General features: G+C 43.3%; 21 protein-coding genes and 2 pseudogenes. 14 read left to right on the top strand and 9 right to left on the bottom strand.

Annotation, left to right across the window (positions count from 1 at the left end; all coding sequences use genetic code 11):
* The first annotated feature begins 49 nt into the window (after positions 1–49).
* Both xpt and pbuX read left to right on the top strand, forming a co-directional pair.
* The gene (xpt, locus tag J7E26_RS15765; RefSeq protein ID WP_214814136.1) at positions 50–634 is read left to right on the top strand and encodes a xanthine phosphoribosyltransferase; all 585 of its coding nucleotides are present in this window, start codon (positions 50–52) and stop codon (positions 632–634) included.
* The gene (gene pbuX, locus J7E26_RS15760; RefSeq protein ID WP_214814134.1) at positions 631–1935 is read left to right on the top strand and encodes a xanthine permease PbuX; all 1305 of its coding nucleotides are present in this window, start codon (positions 631–633) and stop codon (positions 1933–1935) included. The genes xpt and pbuX overlap by 4 nt, the downstream gene beginning before the upstream one ends.
* A gap of 321 nt (positions 1936–2256) precedes the next feature.
* Here pbuX and J7E26_RS18380 read toward each other — a convergent pair whose 3' ends face one another.
* A complete protein-coding gene (locus J7E26_RS18380) occupies positions 2257–2394 on the bottom strand; it encodes a hypothetical protein (protein ID WP_286174435.1) in 138 nt (45 codons plus the stop codon).
* Between the two features lie 232 nt (positions 2395–2626).
* Between J7E26_RS18380 and J7E26_RS15750 the strand changes: the two are divergent.
* The 9 genes and pseudogenes from J7E26_RS15750 (at position 2627) to J7E26_RS15710 (ending at position 11043) form a co-directional block, all read left to right on the top strand.
* Positions 2627–3189, top strand: a pseudogene (locus tag J7E26_RS15750) (SMI1/KNR4 family protein).
* 233 nt (positions 3190–3422) lie between these two features.
* Positions 3423–3734 (top strand): MGMT family protein, encoded by a 312-nt coding sequence (locus J7E26_RS15745; RefSeq protein WP_214814131.1) that lies wholly within the window; start codon positions 3423–3425, stop codon positions 3732–3734.
* A gap of 243 nt (positions 3735–3977) precedes the next feature.
* Positions 3978–5075 (top strand): type III polyketide synthase, encoded by a 1098-nt coding sequence (locus J7E26_RS15740; protein WP_214814128.1) that lies wholly within the window; start codon positions 3978–3980, stop codon positions 5073–5075.
* Positions 5076–5077: 2 nt separating this feature from the next.
* Entirely contained in the window at positions 5078–5584 is a 507-nt protein-coding gene (locus tag J7E26_RS15735) for an isoprenylcysteine carboxyl methyltransferase family protein (protein WP_214814125.1), read from the top strand.
* A 73-nt stretch (positions 5585–5657) separates the two neighbouring features.
* Entirely contained in the window at positions 5658–5753 is a 96-nt protein-coding gene (gene fbpC / locus J7E26_RS15730; protein ID WP_025284905.1) for a Fur-regulated basic protein FbpC, read from the top strand.
* A 178-nt stretch (positions 5754–5931) separates the two neighbouring features.
* Positions 5932–9516 carry a dynamin GTPase gene (gene dynA, locus J7E26_RS15725; protein WP_214814123.1) on the top strand — a complete coding sequence of 1195 codons (3585 nt, stop codon included), beginning with the start codon at positions 5932–5934 and terminating at the stop codon, positions 9514–9516.
* Between the two features lie 65 nt (positions 9517–9581).
* Positions 9582–9839 (top strand): YpbS family protein, encoded by a 258-nt coding sequence (locus tag J7E26_RS15720; protein ID WP_214814108.1) that lies wholly within the window; start codon positions 9582–9584, stop codon positions 9837–9839.
* A gap of 76 nt (positions 9840–9915) precedes the next feature.
* Complete coding sequence (locus J7E26_RS15715; RefSeq protein ID WP_214814104.1) at positions 9916–10059, top strand: hypothetical protein; 144 nt, start codon at positions 9916–9918, stop codon at positions 10057–10059.
* A gap of 93 nt (positions 10060–10152) precedes the next feature.
* Positions 10153–11043: a 5'-3' exonuclease gene (locus J7E26_RS15710; protein ID WP_214814101.1), complete on the top strand. Its 891-nt coding sequence runs from the start codon at positions 10153–10155 to the stop codon at positions 11041–11043.
* A gap of 7 nt (positions 11044–11050) precedes the next feature.
* On the opposite strand, the gene sspL is transcribed toward J7E26_RS15710, so the two are convergent.
* Genes sspL through J7E26_RS15695 form a run of 3 tightly spaced genes read right to left on the bottom strand, consistent with a single transcriptional unit; the run spans position 11051 to position 12311 of the window.
* Positions 11051–11179, bottom strand: a complete 129-nt coding sequence (sspL, locus tag J7E26_RS15705) for a small, acid-soluble spore protein L (RefSeq protein ID WP_214814082.1) — start codon at positions 11177–11179, stop codon at positions 11051–11053.
* A 52-nt stretch (positions 11180–11231) separates the two neighbouring features.
* The gene (locus tag J7E26_RS15700; protein WP_214814078.1) at positions 11232–11624 is read right to left on the bottom strand and encodes a reverse transcriptase-like protein; all 393 of its coding nucleotides are present in this window, start codon (positions 11622–11624) and stop codon (positions 11232–11234) included.
* A gap of 6 nt (positions 11625–11630) precedes the next feature.
* Positions 11631–12311, bottom strand: a complete 681-nt coding sequence (locus J7E26_RS15695; protein ID WP_214814075.1) for a queuosine precursor transporter — start codon at positions 12309–12311, stop codon at positions 11631–11633.
* A gap of 81 nt (positions 12312–12392) precedes the next feature.
* Between J7E26_RS15695 and J7E26_RS15690 the strand changes: the two genes are divergently transcribed.
* Both J7E26_RS15690 and J7E26_RS15685 read left to right on the top strand, forming a co-directional pair.
* Positions 12393–13064 carry a ribonuclease H family protein gene (locus tag J7E26_RS15690; RefSeq protein WP_214814072.1) on the top strand — a complete coding sequence of 224 codons (672 nt, stop codon included), beginning with the start codon at positions 12393–12395 and terminating at the stop codon, positions 13062–13064.
* A 2-nt stretch (positions 13065–13066) separates the two neighbouring features.
* The gene (locus tag J7E26_RS15685; RefSeq protein WP_214814069.1) at positions 13067–13249 is read left to right on the top strand and encodes a zinc-finger domain-containing protein; all 183 of its coding nucleotides are present in this window, start codon (positions 13067–13069) and stop codon (positions 13247–13249) included.
* Between the two features lie 25 nt (positions 13250–13274).
* Here J7E26_RS15685 and J7E26_RS15680 read toward each other — a convergent pair whose 3' ends face one another.
* A complete protein-coding gene (locus tag J7E26_RS15680) occupies positions 13275–13532 on the bottom strand; it encodes a DUF2564 family protein (protein ID WP_214814067.1) in 258 nt (85 codons plus the stop codon).
* A gap of 157 nt (positions 13533–13689) precedes the next feature.
* Between J7E26_RS15680 and J7E26_RS15675 the strand changes: the two genes are divergently transcribed.
* Entirely contained in the window at positions 13690–13872 is a 183-nt protein-coding gene (locus J7E26_RS15675) for a hypothetical protein (protein ID WP_214814064.1), read from the top strand.
* Between the two features lie 51 nt (positions 13873–13923).
* Here J7E26_RS15675 and cspD read toward each other — a convergent pair whose 3' ends face one another.
* The 4 genes and pseudogenes from cspD to metA form a co-directional block, all read right to left on the bottom strand.
* A complete protein-coding gene (cspD, locus tag J7E26_RS15670; RefSeq protein WP_003230776.1) occupies positions 13924–14124 on the bottom strand; it encodes a cold-shock protein CspD in 201 nt (66 codons plus the stop codon).
* Positions 14125–14139: 15 nt separating this feature from the next.
* A pseudogene (locus J7E26_RS15665) lies at positions 14140–14251 on the bottom strand (hypothetical protein); the annotation flags it as partial.
* 99 nt (positions 14252–14350) lie between these two features.
* Complete coding sequence (locus J7E26_RS15660) at positions 14351–15496, bottom strand: diglucosyl diacylglycerol synthase (RefSeq protein WP_214814061.1); 1146 nt, start codon at positions 15494–15496, stop codon at positions 14351–14353.
* 224 nt (positions 15497–15720) lie between these two features.
* Complete coding sequence (gene metA, locus J7E26_RS15655; protein ID WP_214814058.1) at positions 15721–16626, bottom strand: homoserine O-acetyltransferase MetA; 906 nt, start codon at positions 16624–16626, stop codon at positions 15721–15723.
* Positions 16627–16835 lie beyond the last annotated feature (209 nt).

The following is a 16835-nucleotide window of genomic DNA, read 5'->3' as shown; positions in this document are numbered from 1 at the left end:
TTCAGAGCGGGCAATGCTTTTTTTTATTATATAAGCGGGGGTATTTATTGTGGAAGCATTAAAACGTAAAATAGAGGCAGAAGGAATTGTTCTGTCTGATCAAGTGCTCAAAGTTGATTCTTTTTTAAACCATCAAATTGATCCGGTTCTTATGCAGGAAGTCGGCAAAGAATTTGCACGCCGCTTCAAACAAGACGGTATTACAAAAATCGTAACAATCGAATCATCAGGCATTGCCCCGGCGGTTATGGCCGGCCTTGAACTCGGCGTTCCCGTCGTCTTTGCGAGAAAACGGAAATCTCTGACGCTGACGGATGATCTCTTAACGGCATCCGTATATTCTTTCACGAAAAAAACAGAAAGCCAAATTGCCGTATCAGGCAGCCATCTCTCAAAAGAAGACCGCATCTTAATTATTGACGACTTTTTAGCGAACGGCCAGGCGGCAGAAGGCCTGCTGTCAATCGTAAACCAAGCGGGAGCCGCTGTTTGCGGGCTTGGCATCGTGATTGAAAAGTCGTTTCAGCCGGGAAGAGATGAGCTTGTGAAAAAGGGCTGCCGCGTGGAATCATTGGCAAGAATTCAATCACTAAAGGACGGCAAAGTGACATTTGTACAGGAGGTCCATTCATGAAAAACGGCTATGCCAAAACGCTGTCGCTAGGTATCCAGCATGTGCTTGCGATGTATGCCGGCGCCGTAGTCGTTCCTTTAATTGTAGGGGCGGCGCTTGGACTGAACGCTAAACAGCTGACGTACCTCGTATCAATTGATATTTTTATGTGCGGAGCGGCCACGCTGCTTCAAGTATGGAGAAACAAGTTTTTCGGCATCGGGCTTCCCGTCGTGCTCGGATGCACGTTTACCGCGGTAGCGCCGATTATTTCCATCGGTAAGGAATACGGTATTTCAGCGATTTACGGAAGCATTCTGGCTTCCGGTTTGCTCGTTATTTTTCTTTCTTTTTTCTTTGGCAAGCTTGTCGCATTTTTTCCTCCAGTCGTGACAGGATCTGTCGTGACCATCATCGGGATGACCCTGATGCCGGTTGCGATGAACCACATCGCCGGCGGGGAGGGAAGCAAGGATTTCGGTGATCCCGCTAATCTCGCGCTCGGATTTATCGTGCTTGTCATCATTGTTTTATTATATCGGTTTACAAAAGGATTCTTTAAATCAATTTCTATTTTAATCGGCATTTTAATCGGGACAGCCATTGCATATTTCATGGGAAAAGTGCAATTTGACAATGTAGCGAACGCTGACGCGATTCAAATGATTAAACCGTTTTACTTCGGGACGCCGACATTCCATGCAGCGCCTATCATAACCATGTCAATCGTTGCCATTGTCAGCCTTGTCGAATCAACCGGTGTTTACTTCGCTCTGGGCGATTTGACAAACCGGCGCCTGTCTGAACGGGATTTAGCCAAAGGCTACCGCGCTGAAGGCCTGGCGGTATTTGTGAGCGGTATTTTCAACGCATTTCCGTACACAGCCTATTCACAAAACGTCGGCCTCGTTCAATTAACAGGGATTAAGAAAAACTCAGTCATCGTTGTAACCGGAGCTCTCTTAATGCTCTTCGGCCTCTTCCCGAAAATCGCCGCATTCACAACGATCATCCCGTCAGCAGTATTAGGCGGGGCCATGGTTGCGATGTTCGGCATGGTCATTTCCTACGGCATTAAAATGCTCAGCCAAATCGATTTTAAAAAGCAGGAAAACCTCTTAATCGTCGCCTGCTCCGTCGGCTTGGGACTCGGCGTAACCGTCGTTCCCGACATGTTCAAGCACCTGCCGTCTTACTTAAACCTGCTGACCACAAACGGAATCGTCGCCGGAAGTTTTACCGCCGTACTTTTGAATATTATTTATCATATGATTCCTAAAACGAAAAAAACCCTTGATGTGACAAGGGTTCAAGAGGGTTAGACACCTGTTTTTCTTGAAAAAATAACATTTATTTATGAAATCCCTAAATCGAGGATGCTTCCGAGTTTGCTGGACTTTTTGCGAGGCATCCTCTTTCATTTTATTCGTAACATGTCCTAAAGTACAAGTGCTCGTGCTCAAGATACTTTAATATTGTTTCATCGTTAAACCAACCTTCAAATATTCCAGTCCATGTGCCATTACTTTCCTGTTTAGCTTCTTTCAAATATAGTGTAACTCCCATAAAAACTGTTGTGTTAGGAATGCTCCATTTAGATGGTTATCCAGGAATAGCAACTCTTTTTAAATATGCTTGTGGTATTACATTACTACTTGTTGTTCTTTTACAACTCCGACTGTGTTAGATGTTGCTGAAGCTGTGGTTGCAAATGCAGGAGCAGCTGAAACAAGCAGAGCAAGAGACAAGGCGGAACCAGTTAAAACTTTTTTCATTTTCATTTATAACATTCCTTTCTCTTTTTGATACAAATGTATTATTGCGTAATATATTAAAAGTGTTCATTTTTATTTTTGTGAACTTTTTGTGAACATACTAATAATGTACTTAAATCATGGATCATGAAAGGGTGATAGAATAAAGATTATAATTAAGGAATCATTATATATATCAAAAAAGACAATGGTTATAACAGTGAAAAGGGAATAAATTTCTAAAAACATAGATGACGCAATGACGGTTTTTATTAAAAAAACATTAAAAGGCTTAAAAGAATTAATTGATGAAAAAGGGCAATTAAAATGTTTAGGGAGTGAAGGCATACTTGCTGAGGTAGAGTGTGCCTTTTCTAAAGGTGCGACAAACCAGGAGATACAACATTTTGAGAAGAAAATAAATGTTTCGCTCCCTGATGACTATAAGACCTTTTTAAAACTGCATAACGGAGCCAGAATTTTGAATCGTTGATTTACGGCGAAAATGTAGGCGGGGGCCTTCATATTCTTAATTTAGAAGAGATTGAAAGATATATGCAAAATGGTTTTTTAGAGCCTAACTTTGTACCTGTTGCATATCTGTTAGACGGCTGTTATTTATTAATTGACAAAACTAAAATTTCTGCTGATCCAAACTATCTTTGGTTCCTTAACCAAATGGAGTATGAACTGATGCATCTCAATTTTGAACTGTTCGTGGAGCGCTATGTTCTTTCCCAAGGGTCAAATTTCTGGGAATGGAATATCTATACGGCCGAGAATTATTACAGAACTCATCAGAATGATGATGATGCAACCTAATCCCCCACACAACAGCAATGTACAGGCGTGGTACTGACCGAAACATGAGCAAGTCTTGAAACGCAATAAAACAGGCCTTCCCAAGGGGCTGTTTTATGAAGTCATCTTCAATAATAATGAGACAATCAGCACCCATATGACTTTTCCATCGAAACTGTTGTACTATAAAATACAAATGAAGCAGAAAAGACCGCCTTTCTAGCTTAACGGTATTGAAGGAAATGAGGGTTTCCATGACATTTACGGAACAGGTATTAGCCATTATAAAACAAATACCTGAAGGAAAAGTGATGACTTATGGACAAATTGCCGGTCTGGCCGGGAGTCCGCGAGGTGCAAGACAAGTTGTGAGAATTCTTCACTCAATGAGTAAAAAGCACCGTCTTCCTTGGCACAGGGTCATTAATGCAAAAGGTGAGATTGGATTTAAAGATGAAGAAATGTATTCTGTCCAAAAGCTCTCACTTGAAGCTGAGGGGGTAGCTGTCACTGCAGATGGCCGGGTTGATCTCAGTTTGTACTTATATGAGCTTGAAATCCATTAAGTAAACCTTTTTAATTGACAATCAGCTTATTGTGACAAATCTGAATAAAAACCTGCCGTATTGGCAGGCTTTTTTTGATAGCCGAAAGACCGGCAGGCGGCTGATGATGAAAGGAGATGATGCCCCCTCGCTTTAATCGGGCAAAGGGTCATTTTTATGTTTGGCTGCTTAGGATACAATCACAAAAACTTTGCATACAATCAGGAAAAATGCGGAAACCTTGTATGTAAAGAGGTGATGGGCATGGCATATGTGTTATCGGTCGGCACTAGCATTCCGGAATATCATGTCTCGCAAGAAACAGCGGCAGATTTTGCAAGGGGGATGTTTGCTCAGTCATTTAAGGATATTGATCGGCTGCTGAAAGTCTTTCAAAACGGCGAAATTGAATCAAGGCAGTTTGTCAGGCCAATTGAATGGTATGAAACAGCGCGTAGCTTTTCAGAGAAAAACCGGCTGTATGTGGAAGAAACCGTTAGGCACGGTGTGCGTGCGGCAGCTGAGTGCTTAACAAATCCGCAATTTTTGAAAAATCCCATCCCGTATGAACAAGTGGATGCGATCTTTTTTATTTCCAGTACCGGGCTGTCTACACCGAGTATTGAAGCTAAGGTGATGAATCAGCTGCCGTTTTCTCTTAACACAAAACGGATTCCGATATGGGGATTAGGATGCGCGGGAGGAGCCAGCGGGCTTTCCCGGGCGTTTGAATACTGCCGCGCCTATCCCGAAGCGTATGTGCTTGTGATTGCGGCTGAGCTTTGCAGTTTAACGTTTCAGCCGGAGGATAAGTCAAAAAGCAACTTAATCGGCACCTCTCTTTTTGCCGACGGGATCGCCGCTGTGTTAATCGGAGGGGAAAAGGCGAGCCGGAAAGACGTCAAACAGACGCTTGTTCCGCGTATATTCGCTTCCGCATCCGTTATGATGCCGGATGCGGAAGATGTCATGGGCTGGGAATTTACCGATAGAGGTTTTAACGTTATTTTTTCAAGAGACATCCCAACCCTTGTCTCAAATTGGTTAAAAGACAATGTGGATTCCTTTTTAACTGAACAAGGGCTGATGGATAACGATATCAAAACATTTCTCGCCCATCCCGGCGGAAAAAAAGTCATTGATGCCTATTTAAAAAGCCTATCAATGGAGGCGCATCAGCTTGCTGCATCGCAAACGATTTTACGAAGGCACGGCAACATGTCCTCGGCAACCATTTTTTATGTCATAAAAGAACAGCTTTTACACGGACGGCAGAAAGAAAATGAAAAAGGGCTGATCGGCGCGCTCGGGCCGGGCTTTTCGTCTGAGCTTTTGCTGTTCAGCTGGGAAAAGGGGGCATAGCCATGTTTTGGCTGTTTATTTTGTTGTTAGCCGCACAGCGGATTGCAGAAATGGCCATGGCCCGGCAGAATGAACGCAAGGTGAAAAAACAAGGCGCCATTGAATACGGAGAAGGCCATTATCCCTTTCTCGTTTTGATGCATGTTCTCTTTTTTATCTCCCTCATAGGTGAGGTGTCAGCGCTTCATAAAGAACCTTCACCTTGGTGGGCTGCCATTGCAGCAATCATTTTATTTGTGCAGGGCATCAGATATTGGGCGCTTTTATCGTTAGGCCGCTATTGGAATACGAAAATTCTCGTGGTCCCTGATGCCGTGCTGGTCAAAAAGGGGCCGTACAAGTGGATGAAGCATCCTAACTATGCAGTCGTCGTCTTAGAGTTTATTTTTTTGCCGCTTTTATACGGAGCATATTGGACGCTTTTTATTTTTTCTATTTTAAATGCCTGCATGCTCACTGTGCGGATCCGCGCTGAAGACAAGGCACTAGAGGAAAACACTGCAAAATAGAGATTGAAAATCATTCTCACCCGTGGTAAGATGTAAATATGAAAATGATTCTCATTCAAGGTGGTGCCGAAAAATGACAATGTTATTTTTATTTGCAGCCGTTTGTACATACAGCGTGTTAATTGGGTTCGTGCTGAAAAAAGTTTCTAATAAATCAATGTCTTCTTAACATCTGCGTTTTTTTGCTGACGCAGGTGTTTTTCTTTATAAGCTGCCGATAACGGCGGCTTTTTTGCTGTTTTCTGAAGAAAAGTGAGTCATTCTTGTGTAAAATGGGAGAGAGGTTTTTTTCAGAGCTTTCTAAAAACGATAACGTCATTTGATGGGACACAAAGGGGTAAAGACACATGACAGAAGAACGCCATAACGAGGAGATTTTCAGCAGAACGGGAGCCTTATATGAACAATTACTGGACAATGACGATGAAAAAAGAGCCAATCAGCTCGCAGCCATTATGAAAAAAGCGGCTGATGAAGAGGTCTACATCGCATTTACGGGGCACTATTCCGCCGGGAAATCCTCCTTATTAAACACATTGTTAGGTGAAGACATTTTGCCGACAAGCCCGATTCCGACAAGCGCCAACCTGGTTGTGATCAGAAACGGGGAAAACAGAGTCGCCCTTCATACGACCGATGGGGCTTATGCGGAAATAAAAGGAAGCTATAATAAAGAAGAAGTGCAGCGGTTTTGCAAAGACGGCGATCAAATTGAAACGGTTGAAGTATTTGCTCCCTATAAAGAAGCGGAGCCTTATGTCGCTTATATTGACACACCGGGGATTGATTCGACCGATGAAGCGCATTTTTTATCCGCGGCTTCCATTCTTCATCAGGCGGACGCTTTATTTTATGTCGTCCATTATAACCACGTCCATTCAGAAGAAAATATAATGTTTCTCAGATCAATCAAAGATCGGATTCCAAACCTGTTTCTCATCGTCAACCAAATTGATCGGCATGATGAAACGGAAACGAGGTTTGAAGATTACCGGCAGCAGGTTGAAGATATGCTTGAGGGTGAAGGAATACCGAAGGAGTCGCTTTTCTTTACGTCAGTAACCGAGCCTGATCATCCTTTGAACGGGATCAAAAATCTGAAAAAGCATTTAAAGCAGCTGAACCGGCAGGCAAAAGCAAATCTTCGGCCCTTAACCGAACAAAAAATCGCTCACTTAGTCAAAGAGCATGCGGACATGCTGGCAAAAGATGCAAAGAGCGGCTCTGTCTCAAAGCAGTTTGACAAACAAGACGAGCTCGTCCGTTCCTTACAACAGGAGCTTGAAAAAATATCCCGGCAGTCCGAAGACGCAGAGCGTGACATTAAAACAGAGGTGCAGAACATATTACAAAATGCAAATCTGACGCCGTTTGAGATGCGTGAGCTGGCATCAGCGTATTTAGAATCGCAGCAGCCATCCTTTAAAACCGGCTTTTTCTTTTCAAAGGCAAAAACGGCAGCGGAAAAAGAAAAGAGGCAGACGGAATTTTTCGCAAACATCCGAAAAAGAACGGAAGGAGAAGCGGATTGGCATATCATTGATACATTCAGCAAGGCGGCCAAACGGTATGAAGCGGATTCTGATGACCTGATCAAGAAAATTCAGGCTTACCGCACACCGCTTTCAGAAGATATCTTGAAGCGTGCGGTCAAGCAGGGGGCTGCGTTTTCAGCTGAATATGTATTGACCTATACGAAAGATCTTGCAGACATGATCCGAAGAGAAGCCAAAATAAGGACAGCAGAGCTCGCTGAGGAGCTGACCGCTTACATCCGGGCAAAAAACAACCCGCATGCAGAGGAACTGCAAAAGCAAATAACGGAAGAATGGAAAACCCGGGAAGCGCTCGCTCAAGCGGCGGAAGAAGAACGGCATGCCGAGGAAAAAGCAGCCCGGGTCCGCGCCCTGTGGGAACAAACGGAGCCGGCCGGCTATAATGGAAGCCGGGATTGGTTCACCCAGAAAAAACGCGCTGCATCGGCCCCGGTTCAAAAGAAAAAACCTGAGCGGACTGTACTGCTGGAAGACATCAATCCTGAAAAAAGTGAGCTGAAAGAGCTTCCTCTAAAAGAGCAAGTACAACGATTTTATCAGCTCTCAGACATTCTTGAATCGTCAAGCATGCTGGCAAAACAAGCAGAAGCATTTCAAAGCAGAATTAAACGTCTTGAAAACCGCCAGTTCACATTGGCGTTATTCGGCGGTTTCAGCTCGGGAAAATCATCGTTTGCCAATGCGCTGGTCGGTGAACACGTACTCCCGTCTTCACCGACGCCGACGACGGCCACTATTAATAAAATCACAAAGCCCGAAAACGGAAAAAAACATAAAACAGCGGATATTATCTTTAAAACGGAAGAAGAATTACATGCTGAATTACTCCAGCTTACGGAGCTGAAGGAAGCTGATGTAAAGGGCCGGTCACTCAAGGAGAAATGGCTAAACGCCGTTAAAAAGGGAAAAGTCCCTCATGACCTGATGCAAACGGTTCATACGATTTTAAAAGCGTATGGTACGTATGAAGACCCGATCAGAAAGCAATTGACAATGACGGTCCCGGTTGAAGAATTGAAGCCTTATGTAGCAGAAGAATCAACCGCATGCGCCGTAAAGGAAGTAACGGTGTATTATGATTCGCCCCTGACGGAAAAAGGAATTACCATCGTTGATACGCCGGGAGCGAGCAGTATGAACAAACGGCATACCGAGCTTGCCTTTCAATATATAAAAGATGCCGATGCCTTCTTTTATATGACGTACTATCAGCATTCCTTTTCAAAGGGAGACAGGTCTTTTTTAAGAAAACTGGGGCTTGTAAAAGAATCGCTCGGCATGGATAAAATGTTTTTTGTCATTAACGCGGCGGATCTTGCTAAAACTGAAAGCGAGCTTGAGACGGTAAAAGACTATGTCCGCTCCGAGCTTCTCAAAGAAGGCATCCACCGCCCTAAGCTTTATCATGTATCAAGTAAAGAGGAGCTTGCCGGTAAAAAGGAGGCATTTTATAACCGCTTTTCTGATGTAAAGGCGGGACTGGCCCATTTTATAGAAGAAGATTTAATGAGAGCTTCTGCCGCACAGCTGAAAACTGAGGCAAACAAATTGTGTGAAACGGTCGAACAGCTTCACGAATCGCTCCACCAATCGGCGGAAGAAAAAGAAAAGAAAAAACAGAGCCTGCAAGCATCTTTTGAAAAAGCTCTCGCTGATATCTCAAAGCGCCGTACTTCTGAGGTCATCATCCGCAAGGTAATAAAAGATACAGAAGAACAGCTCTATCATATTAAACAGCGTCTGTCATTTTATGCGAATGATATGCTGAAAACAGCCTTTCATCCGGGCCTTCAAAACGGCGAGTGGAAACAAAACATAGCGGGGGCGCTTAAAGAAGCATTAAAGGAATTTCAGTTCGAGTATATTCAAGAAATGAAAACACTCGACATCCGCATGACCGGTTTTATTGAAAGCCACGTCACGGAGGAATGGATGGAAAACTGCCGCAAGAAGCTTTTGGAAGACGGCTATTTCTCCATTTATGTCAGCGGCGAAAACGAGTTTGCCATACAGCTGAAAGAGGTAGCAGCGGATATCGAAGCTTCAGAATTCATGCCGCATTTGAAAGAAGTGAAATCGCCTAAACAATTTTTTGAACAGAACGGAAAAGCGGCATTTACGGAAGGAATGCGTCTGCATCTGCAAAAAGTTACTGAAAATTGGCTGAAGATCGAAAGGGAAAGCCTTGTCGCACGTTATACAGAACATGTGAAGCAATTACAAGAAGACATTGCGGACAAGAGCCTGTCTCAAATCCAAGAACAGCAGGACACTTATTTACAAGGACTTACAGAAAGCGGCAGCGCCGGCGAAATCGAACACCTTTTCCAAGTCACCAAGGCATGGAAAAACGAAGATGAAATGATGAAAATATAAAAATCCGGTTGGCTTGCATGTCAAGTCATGGTAGACTAAATGAAAAAAAGCGAGATGAACGATCCATGTCAGAAGTCCATAAAGCTATTTCAGCACATTCCGCAAAACAGCATCATCACGTCAAGTCATTTGTAGAGCTTGAATATCAGCGTGAACAGGCCATTGAAGAAGCTGTTCTCAAATGCAGACAAAATGAACCGTTCACGACGGATGCCATTAATGAAATTACCGCGAAAATGAACCAGCTGGCCAAAACAGGCATTGTGCCGTCAAGACGTTTCGTGACGGAAGATATGGTAAAAGAATTCGTCAGCAAACAGTAATGGATGATCCTGCCGCGTGTGAACGCGGCGCTTGCGGCGCATACTATCAGTATCCGCTGCAAGGGGGGATTCTAAAATGGGCAGAACAAAACTTGGAAACAAAAACGCACAGCAAAATAATAATGCCAAAAAGAAAAACGGCTTTGAACAGAGATTTGATTCCTATGCCGGCCGGGAAGCAGAAAAGCTGATGGCAAGCAATAAAAGACACGGGCAGTAAATATGATGGCAGCATCTTCTGAAAAGAGGATGCTGTTTTTTTATGGCCCGTCTATGGTAAAATAGGAACATTGAATAAAAAGGGAGTTTCAATATGAACAACAATAAATTACTTCTCGTCGACGGCATGGCGCTTTTATTCCGCTCATTTTTCGCGACTGCCGTCCATCGCAATTTTATGATAAATGACAGCGGAATTCCGACAAACGGCGTAAACGGGTTTTTAAAGCACCTCATTACGGCGGTGGACACCTTTTTGCCGACACATGTCATCTGCTGCTGGGATATGGGAAGCAAGACGTACCGCAATGATCTGTTTCAGGATTACAAAGCCAACCGAAGCGAGCCGCCGGCTGAGCTGCTTCCGCAATTTGATTTAGCCAAGGAAGCGGCAGCTGAACTCGGTATTTTAAATATCGGCATAAAAGGCTATGAAGCGGATGATTGTATCGGCACGCTTTCCGCCTTATTTTCGGGTGAAGCCGACATAACGATAGTAACGGGCGACAAAGATTTGCTTCAGCTGTTAAATGACGAAGTTCAAGTGGCGCTGCTTCAAAAAGGCATCGGCAATTATAAAGTGTATACGAAAGATGTATTCATGGAAGAAACGGGAGTCCCGCCTCAAGCGCTTATTGACATTAAGGCGCTGATGGGAGATACAAGCGACAACTATCCGGGCGTTAAGGGTATCGGAGAAAAAACGGCGTACAAGCTGATTCGTGAATATGAAAACATTGACCGATTATTGGAAAGCCTTTCTTTACTGCCGAAAGGCCAGCAAAGTAAAATTCAGCAAAGCTTAAAAGAGTTGGAGCTGTCAAGGCAGCTTGCCGAAATACATTGCGAAGTGCCGTTAGCCTGTACGCTTGAGGAAGCGTTTTTTACGCTGAAAATGGACGAGGCATCATTGATGCTCCAGCGCCATCAGATCAAAGGAATTGAAAGAATGCTCGAAAAGCTGAACGCCAGAGAGATCAGCTGATGATCCTCTAGCGTTTTGTATTGCTTTTTTTTGCTTTGTTTTCAAGGGCTGACTTTGGGTCCTTATGCGCGTTTCCTTCCATGTCTCCTTGAGGACTTACGCCGCCCGCCAGCCGGCCTTTATTTTCTTTTTTCATATACTGTTCACCTCGTGTTTAGGATGAACAGCAAGACACGATTTCATTCCTGTCATTCATTCAGCCGGATCGCTTTTTTTGCAAGCTGATCGGCTGTTTGATTTTGTTTGCCGGGAATCCATTTTATAAAAAACAATGGGAAAACAGCCTTTAATCGGATGATTTCATCGACAAACGGCTGGTACGCTTTGTTTTTTACCGCCTCAAGATCAGCGGCCCGCTCTACGATATCGGAATCCGTCCGGAAAGAGACGGATTGATATCCGCGCGCGGCGCACAGCTTCATTCCTTCAATTAATGCAAGAAACTCAGCTTCCTGATTTGAATGGTGTCCGATCGGAAACGAAAAAGATTCGGTTTTTCCTTCATTTTTGATGAAGATGCCGATGCCGGACGGTCCGGGATTTCCGGCGCTTGCACCGTCTACATATATTTCAGCCGGCATAAAACATCACTCTCCGCCCGGTACCATTCGTTTTGCCGCATATGCATAAGGGACAGAAATTAATGATACCGCAAATTTAATGAGATAAGTTGAAATAAAAATACTGAACCAGACGCCCGCGGAATAAACACCGATAAAGGCCACTCCAGTAAATATCAGCGTATCCAGGAGCTGGCTGAGCGCAGTGCTGCCGCTGTTTCGCAGCCATAGGAGCCTGTCAGAAGGAAAGATTCGCCTGATGGCCGAATATACATAAACATCTATCGTTTGGCTGAAAATAAAGGCCAAGAGGCTCCCGAGTGCCACACGCGGAAGAAAACCGAAAATGGTCTCAAGCGCCGGCTGCGCCATATCAGAAGGAGCGGGCTTGTACAAGAGAGCTCCCTGCATGGCGAATGTCAAAGCCAGAAGGGTGGAGAAACCGAGCCAAACGGCTTTGCGGGCTTCAGCAGGGCCGTATTTTTCATTCAGCACATCGGTAGCGAAGAAAACGGTGCCGTACATGATATTGCCGAGTGTGGCCGTCAGCCCGAACAGCTCTACTGTTTTGACAACCTGTAAGTTGGCGCACACCGTGGCGAAACCAATCCATACAAAAAGGCCGGTTTTGCCAAATCCTTTATAAAACAAAAGAACAATGATAAAATGAATGATCGCAAATAAGACCCATAATACGTCATTAAACAAAACCCACTGACTTCCTTTCAAAAATAGAATGGTTTGATTATAGCACACGCCCGTCAACTAATGAATGGTAAGGTGATTTGAATGAATCTTAAGCCGTATATCACAATGGAAGCAAAAGGAGCGGGGGCCGTCTCATTTATATCGGAGGATTGGCTGACTGTTCCAAAAGCGCGCATGCTCGCAAGAGAAATCGGCCGCTTTCCGTATATAAAAGACATACATTTTGAAGATGAAAAAGGTGCAAGCTGGACACTCAAGGAACTGGAAAAACTCACTGAAGAGCTTTCTCATGAGCCGGATGACATCACGGTGTATTTTGACGGCAGCTATGATAAACAGAGCCGCCAGGCCGGTCTGGGCATCGCCGTGTATTATTCTCTCGGCGCCAAACGGCACCGATTAAGGAGAAACAAAAGCCTTTTGCTCAATACGAACAATGAAGCTGAGTATGCGGCTCTTTACGAGGCGCTGAGGGAAGTAAAGGAAATCGGAGCAAGCAGAAACTCAATTACCATAAGAGGAGACTCCCTCGTCGTTTTGCATCAGCTTGACGGCAGTTGGCCGTGCTATGACGAAAGCCAAAACGAATGGCTGGATAAGATTGAAGCACTGCTTGATTCCCTTAAGCTGACCCCGACATATGAAGCCATCGATCGTAAAGAAAATCAAGAAGCGGATGATCTGGCCAAAAAAATTCTTTTGGATCAACGGATTGAAAGCCGCATGATATTAGAAGGTAACGGAGATGACTGATATTGGATAAAAAAAGCATTTTTAAAGAATTGACCGAGCTGCAGGACGAATATTGCAAAGATTGCTTTATTAAACAGCATTTTCGCAAGGAATTCGGAAAAACACAGGCCCATTCGTTTTGCATTAATCAATGTACAGTAGGAGAGAAATTGAAAGCCTACGGAAAAGTGCTGACAAATCAATAAAAATAAAACCGCAGAAACTGCGGTTTTATTTTTTGAATTCATCAAGCTGATGCTGGCAATCGTCCAGAAGCATGCGCTGCTTCTGTAAAAAATCTTGGTCAAGGGTTTCCAATTCACTCGATTGCGACATCGTTCTGGCATCCTGAATTGCTTGGTAAGCAGATTCAACCAAGGTCGAATTTTGGCCCCGTGTAGCCGCGCCCGTTGTTTTCTGTGCCGTTTCCACCGCTAATTCGAGCTGGCGTTTATCAGTAAGTCCGTTTGGAAAAAATTCAGAGTCCATAAAAAAACACCTCCGTGATTAGTTTGGAGATTTTTTTTATAAATATGTACAAAAAATAGAAAACAATGTTGAAAATAAGCCGATATAACTATTGAACCTGAATGATTAGGTCGTATTTACTATTCTGGGTATCTTGGTATAGAAGGGAAAAACAGCCGTGGATGATAAAGACTTAAAAACAATCCTTCAGCAAACGTTTAAAGAAATATACGGTGATTTGGGAAGTTTAGCAACAATGGCGAAAAAAGGAATGCCGTCAATGGAGAAACAAATCGAAGAGATCGAGCAGCGGTGCAAGCAGAATCTTGTAGCCATCGAGATTCAGACAGCAATCAAATAGGAGAGGCATACGCCTCTCCTCTATTTGTCATCTAATCAACATGTATTGAGTTTAGAGTTTTACAACATTAGAAGCTTGAGGTCCACGATTACCTTCGACAATTTCAAAAGAAACTTCTTGTCCTTCTTCTAATGATTTGTATCCATCTCCTTCGATAGCAGTGAAGTGAACAAATACGTCGTCTCCGCCTTCAACTTCAATGAAGCCGAATCCTTTTTCATTATTGAACCATTTTACTTTACCGTTTTGCATATTGCTTAATTCCTCCTAGTACTGTAGCACCTTCGTGCTAAAAAAAATTTTGTCATCATTCAACCGTACGTTTGTAAACGTTGTTAAATGATGGTTCAACTATACACCATATGGGAGCGCCCGTCAAGCAGCCGATATCTATTTTTCATCTTTATTTTTCCAGAAATGAGAAAGGATTCGATCAAGGCATAAAAAAAGGCACACGAAAACGTTCGTGTGCTCAATTTTATGAAAGCGCCATGTTTACCTTCCCGGTCATCATTTCTGATTCTTTTATGATGTCCTGCAAAATGACTTCGGAAGAGTGCTGAAGATGAAGGCCTTTTATATTTTCCTTCATTCGGTTTAACTTCTCTTCATCTGCAAGAAGGGAGGTGACAGACTCTAAAATTTCTTCGTGGCGGTTAACCACAATGGCAGCGCCGCGTTCTTCGAAGAAAATGGCATTTTCCTTTTCCTGTCCCGGCACGGGTTTGTACAAAATAACCGGTACGCCGATGGCTGTTGCTTCTGTCAGCGTGATGCCGCCCGGTTTTGTAATCATGCAGTCCGTAATCCGAAACAGTTCGTCAATTCTTTCCACATAGCCGAGAACCTTCAGCCGGTCTGTGTTGGCGGCCTCTAAGCTGCTGAGTGACTCTTTCAGCGAGCCGTTTTTTCCGCATACCACTACAACCTGCACCTGATCGTCCTTTACGAGATTTTCACACAGCTCTTTTACATTTTTTAAAACGCCGTGCGCTCCCGCCATGATAAGAAGGACTTTTTTGTCAGGGGAGATGCTGTATTTTTTATAAATGGGCTCTGTCGGCATCGTTTCCTCAAATTGTGGCCTGATCGGAATGCCCGTGATTTTTACGTTGTTCGGATGGGTGCCGATTTCAATCAGTTTTTCCTTCACGTAATCTGTGGCGACATAATATTTATCTACATTTTCATGAACCCAGATTTTGTGCAGGCAAAAATCTGTCATAACGTTAAACGTCGGAATGACTTTTCCGGTTCTCCGTCTGTATTCCGGCACGACAATCATCGGAAATGTATTAATAATAATGTCCGGCTTATGCTCTTCAACAAGCTGGCCTAAACGTTTATTTCCCATTTTAAAATAAATGTTGAATTTGCGTTTATTATAGATTTTGTCAACTCCGTAATAAAACAAACGATAAAACTGTTTCCCGATTGAGAAGCTTTTTAAATAAAGGTATTGAGTAACCTCTGAAACAATCGGATTTGACTCTTGATACAAATTAGAAACCGTCACATGCTGAAAGCCGAGACGGAGACATTGCTCATAGAGCGTTTTGGCCACTTGAACATGTCCGTTTCCGTAATTTGCAGTCAAAATTAATACTTTTTTATTGGTATTCAAGTAAATTCACCTCAATGTAATCAACAACAAGCAAGCTTCATGCATCGTAAGGAGTTATTGTCTATAGATAAACATAACACAAGTACATCATCTTATAATAAGCATGGCAACATATTTAAACTAAATTTAATTGATATGTTCCAGTATTTTAAAGTTTTGTTATGCACATACTGAATCAAGAGTATTTTATCATATTTTTGTCACCGTATCACTTAAAACAAAAATTAATCCCACTCATACGGGGTTTCTTGATAAACATAGTAATTCAGCCAATTCATAAACAATAACGTCGCATGAGCCTTCCAGCGGTTTACCGGTTCTTTCCCGCCGGGTGCGAAATAGTGCTCAGGAGCCTCAACGGACGGAAGATTCCTGTCCAAGTCTCTTTCATACTCATGAAGAAGCGTATCGGTATCATATTCCGGATGTCCTGTTAAGAAAATTTGTTTCTCGTCTTTGGAGACGATTAAACAGACACCCGCTTCCTCTGATGCGGACAGGACATTCAGTTCCTGAGCTGATTGCAATTGCTCCGTATTAATATCTGTATGCCGTGAATGGGGCACATAGTATAGCTCGTCAAATCCTCTTACCAATCTCTCATGTTTCTTGAGAACGGTATGCTCAAATACCCCGAAGATTTTTTTGGGCATTTCGACTTTCTCGATGCCGTAATGGTAATACAGACCGGCCTGCGCGCCCCAGCAAATATGCAGCGTCGAAGTTACGTTTGTTTTGCTCCATTCCATGATTTCTTTCAATTCATCCCAATAAGAAACATCTTCAAACGGCAGATGCTCAATCGGCGCTCCGGTAATAATCATTCCGTCAAACCGTTTGTGGCGGATGCTGGAAAACACAGTGTAAAATTCATCCAAATGCTGCCTTGCTGTATTTTTTGGAGTATGTGTGCTCGGAATTAAGAACGTAAAGTGAACTTGTAAGGGCGAATTCCCAAGCAGCCTGAGGAGCTGGGTTTCCGTTTGGATTTTTTTCGGCATCAAATTTAAAATCACGATCTTCTGCGGCCGAATATCCTGATGAAACGCTCTGTTTTCATCCATTACAAATATGTGTTCACTTTCAAGCACCTGCTTAGCCGGCAGGTGATTCGGTATATTAATAGGCAATATGCCACCTCCGTTATTCCCCGTTAATTTTCTTCATTATAGAAATTTTTAAGCCATTTTTCAATCCATCATGGCGTAATAAACCGCAAATGAAGAAGAAGCACGGGCGGAAGGCTGAAAAAAAGCCGAAAAATCAGGATGATTCTTTATTATGACGAATAAAGAGCCGTTTGGTTCCTCTGAAAAAACGTTTTCCATTATACGGTAAG

The sequence above is a fragment of the Bacillus sp. ISL-51 genome (genome assembly GCF_018613535.1).
In the GTDB taxonomy this organism is placed as follows: Bacteria; Bacillota; Bacilli; order Bacillales; family Bacillaceae; genus Bacillus.
Note: the sequence above shows the minus strand (reverse complement) of the source record. Positions and strands in the feature narration are given on the sequence as shown.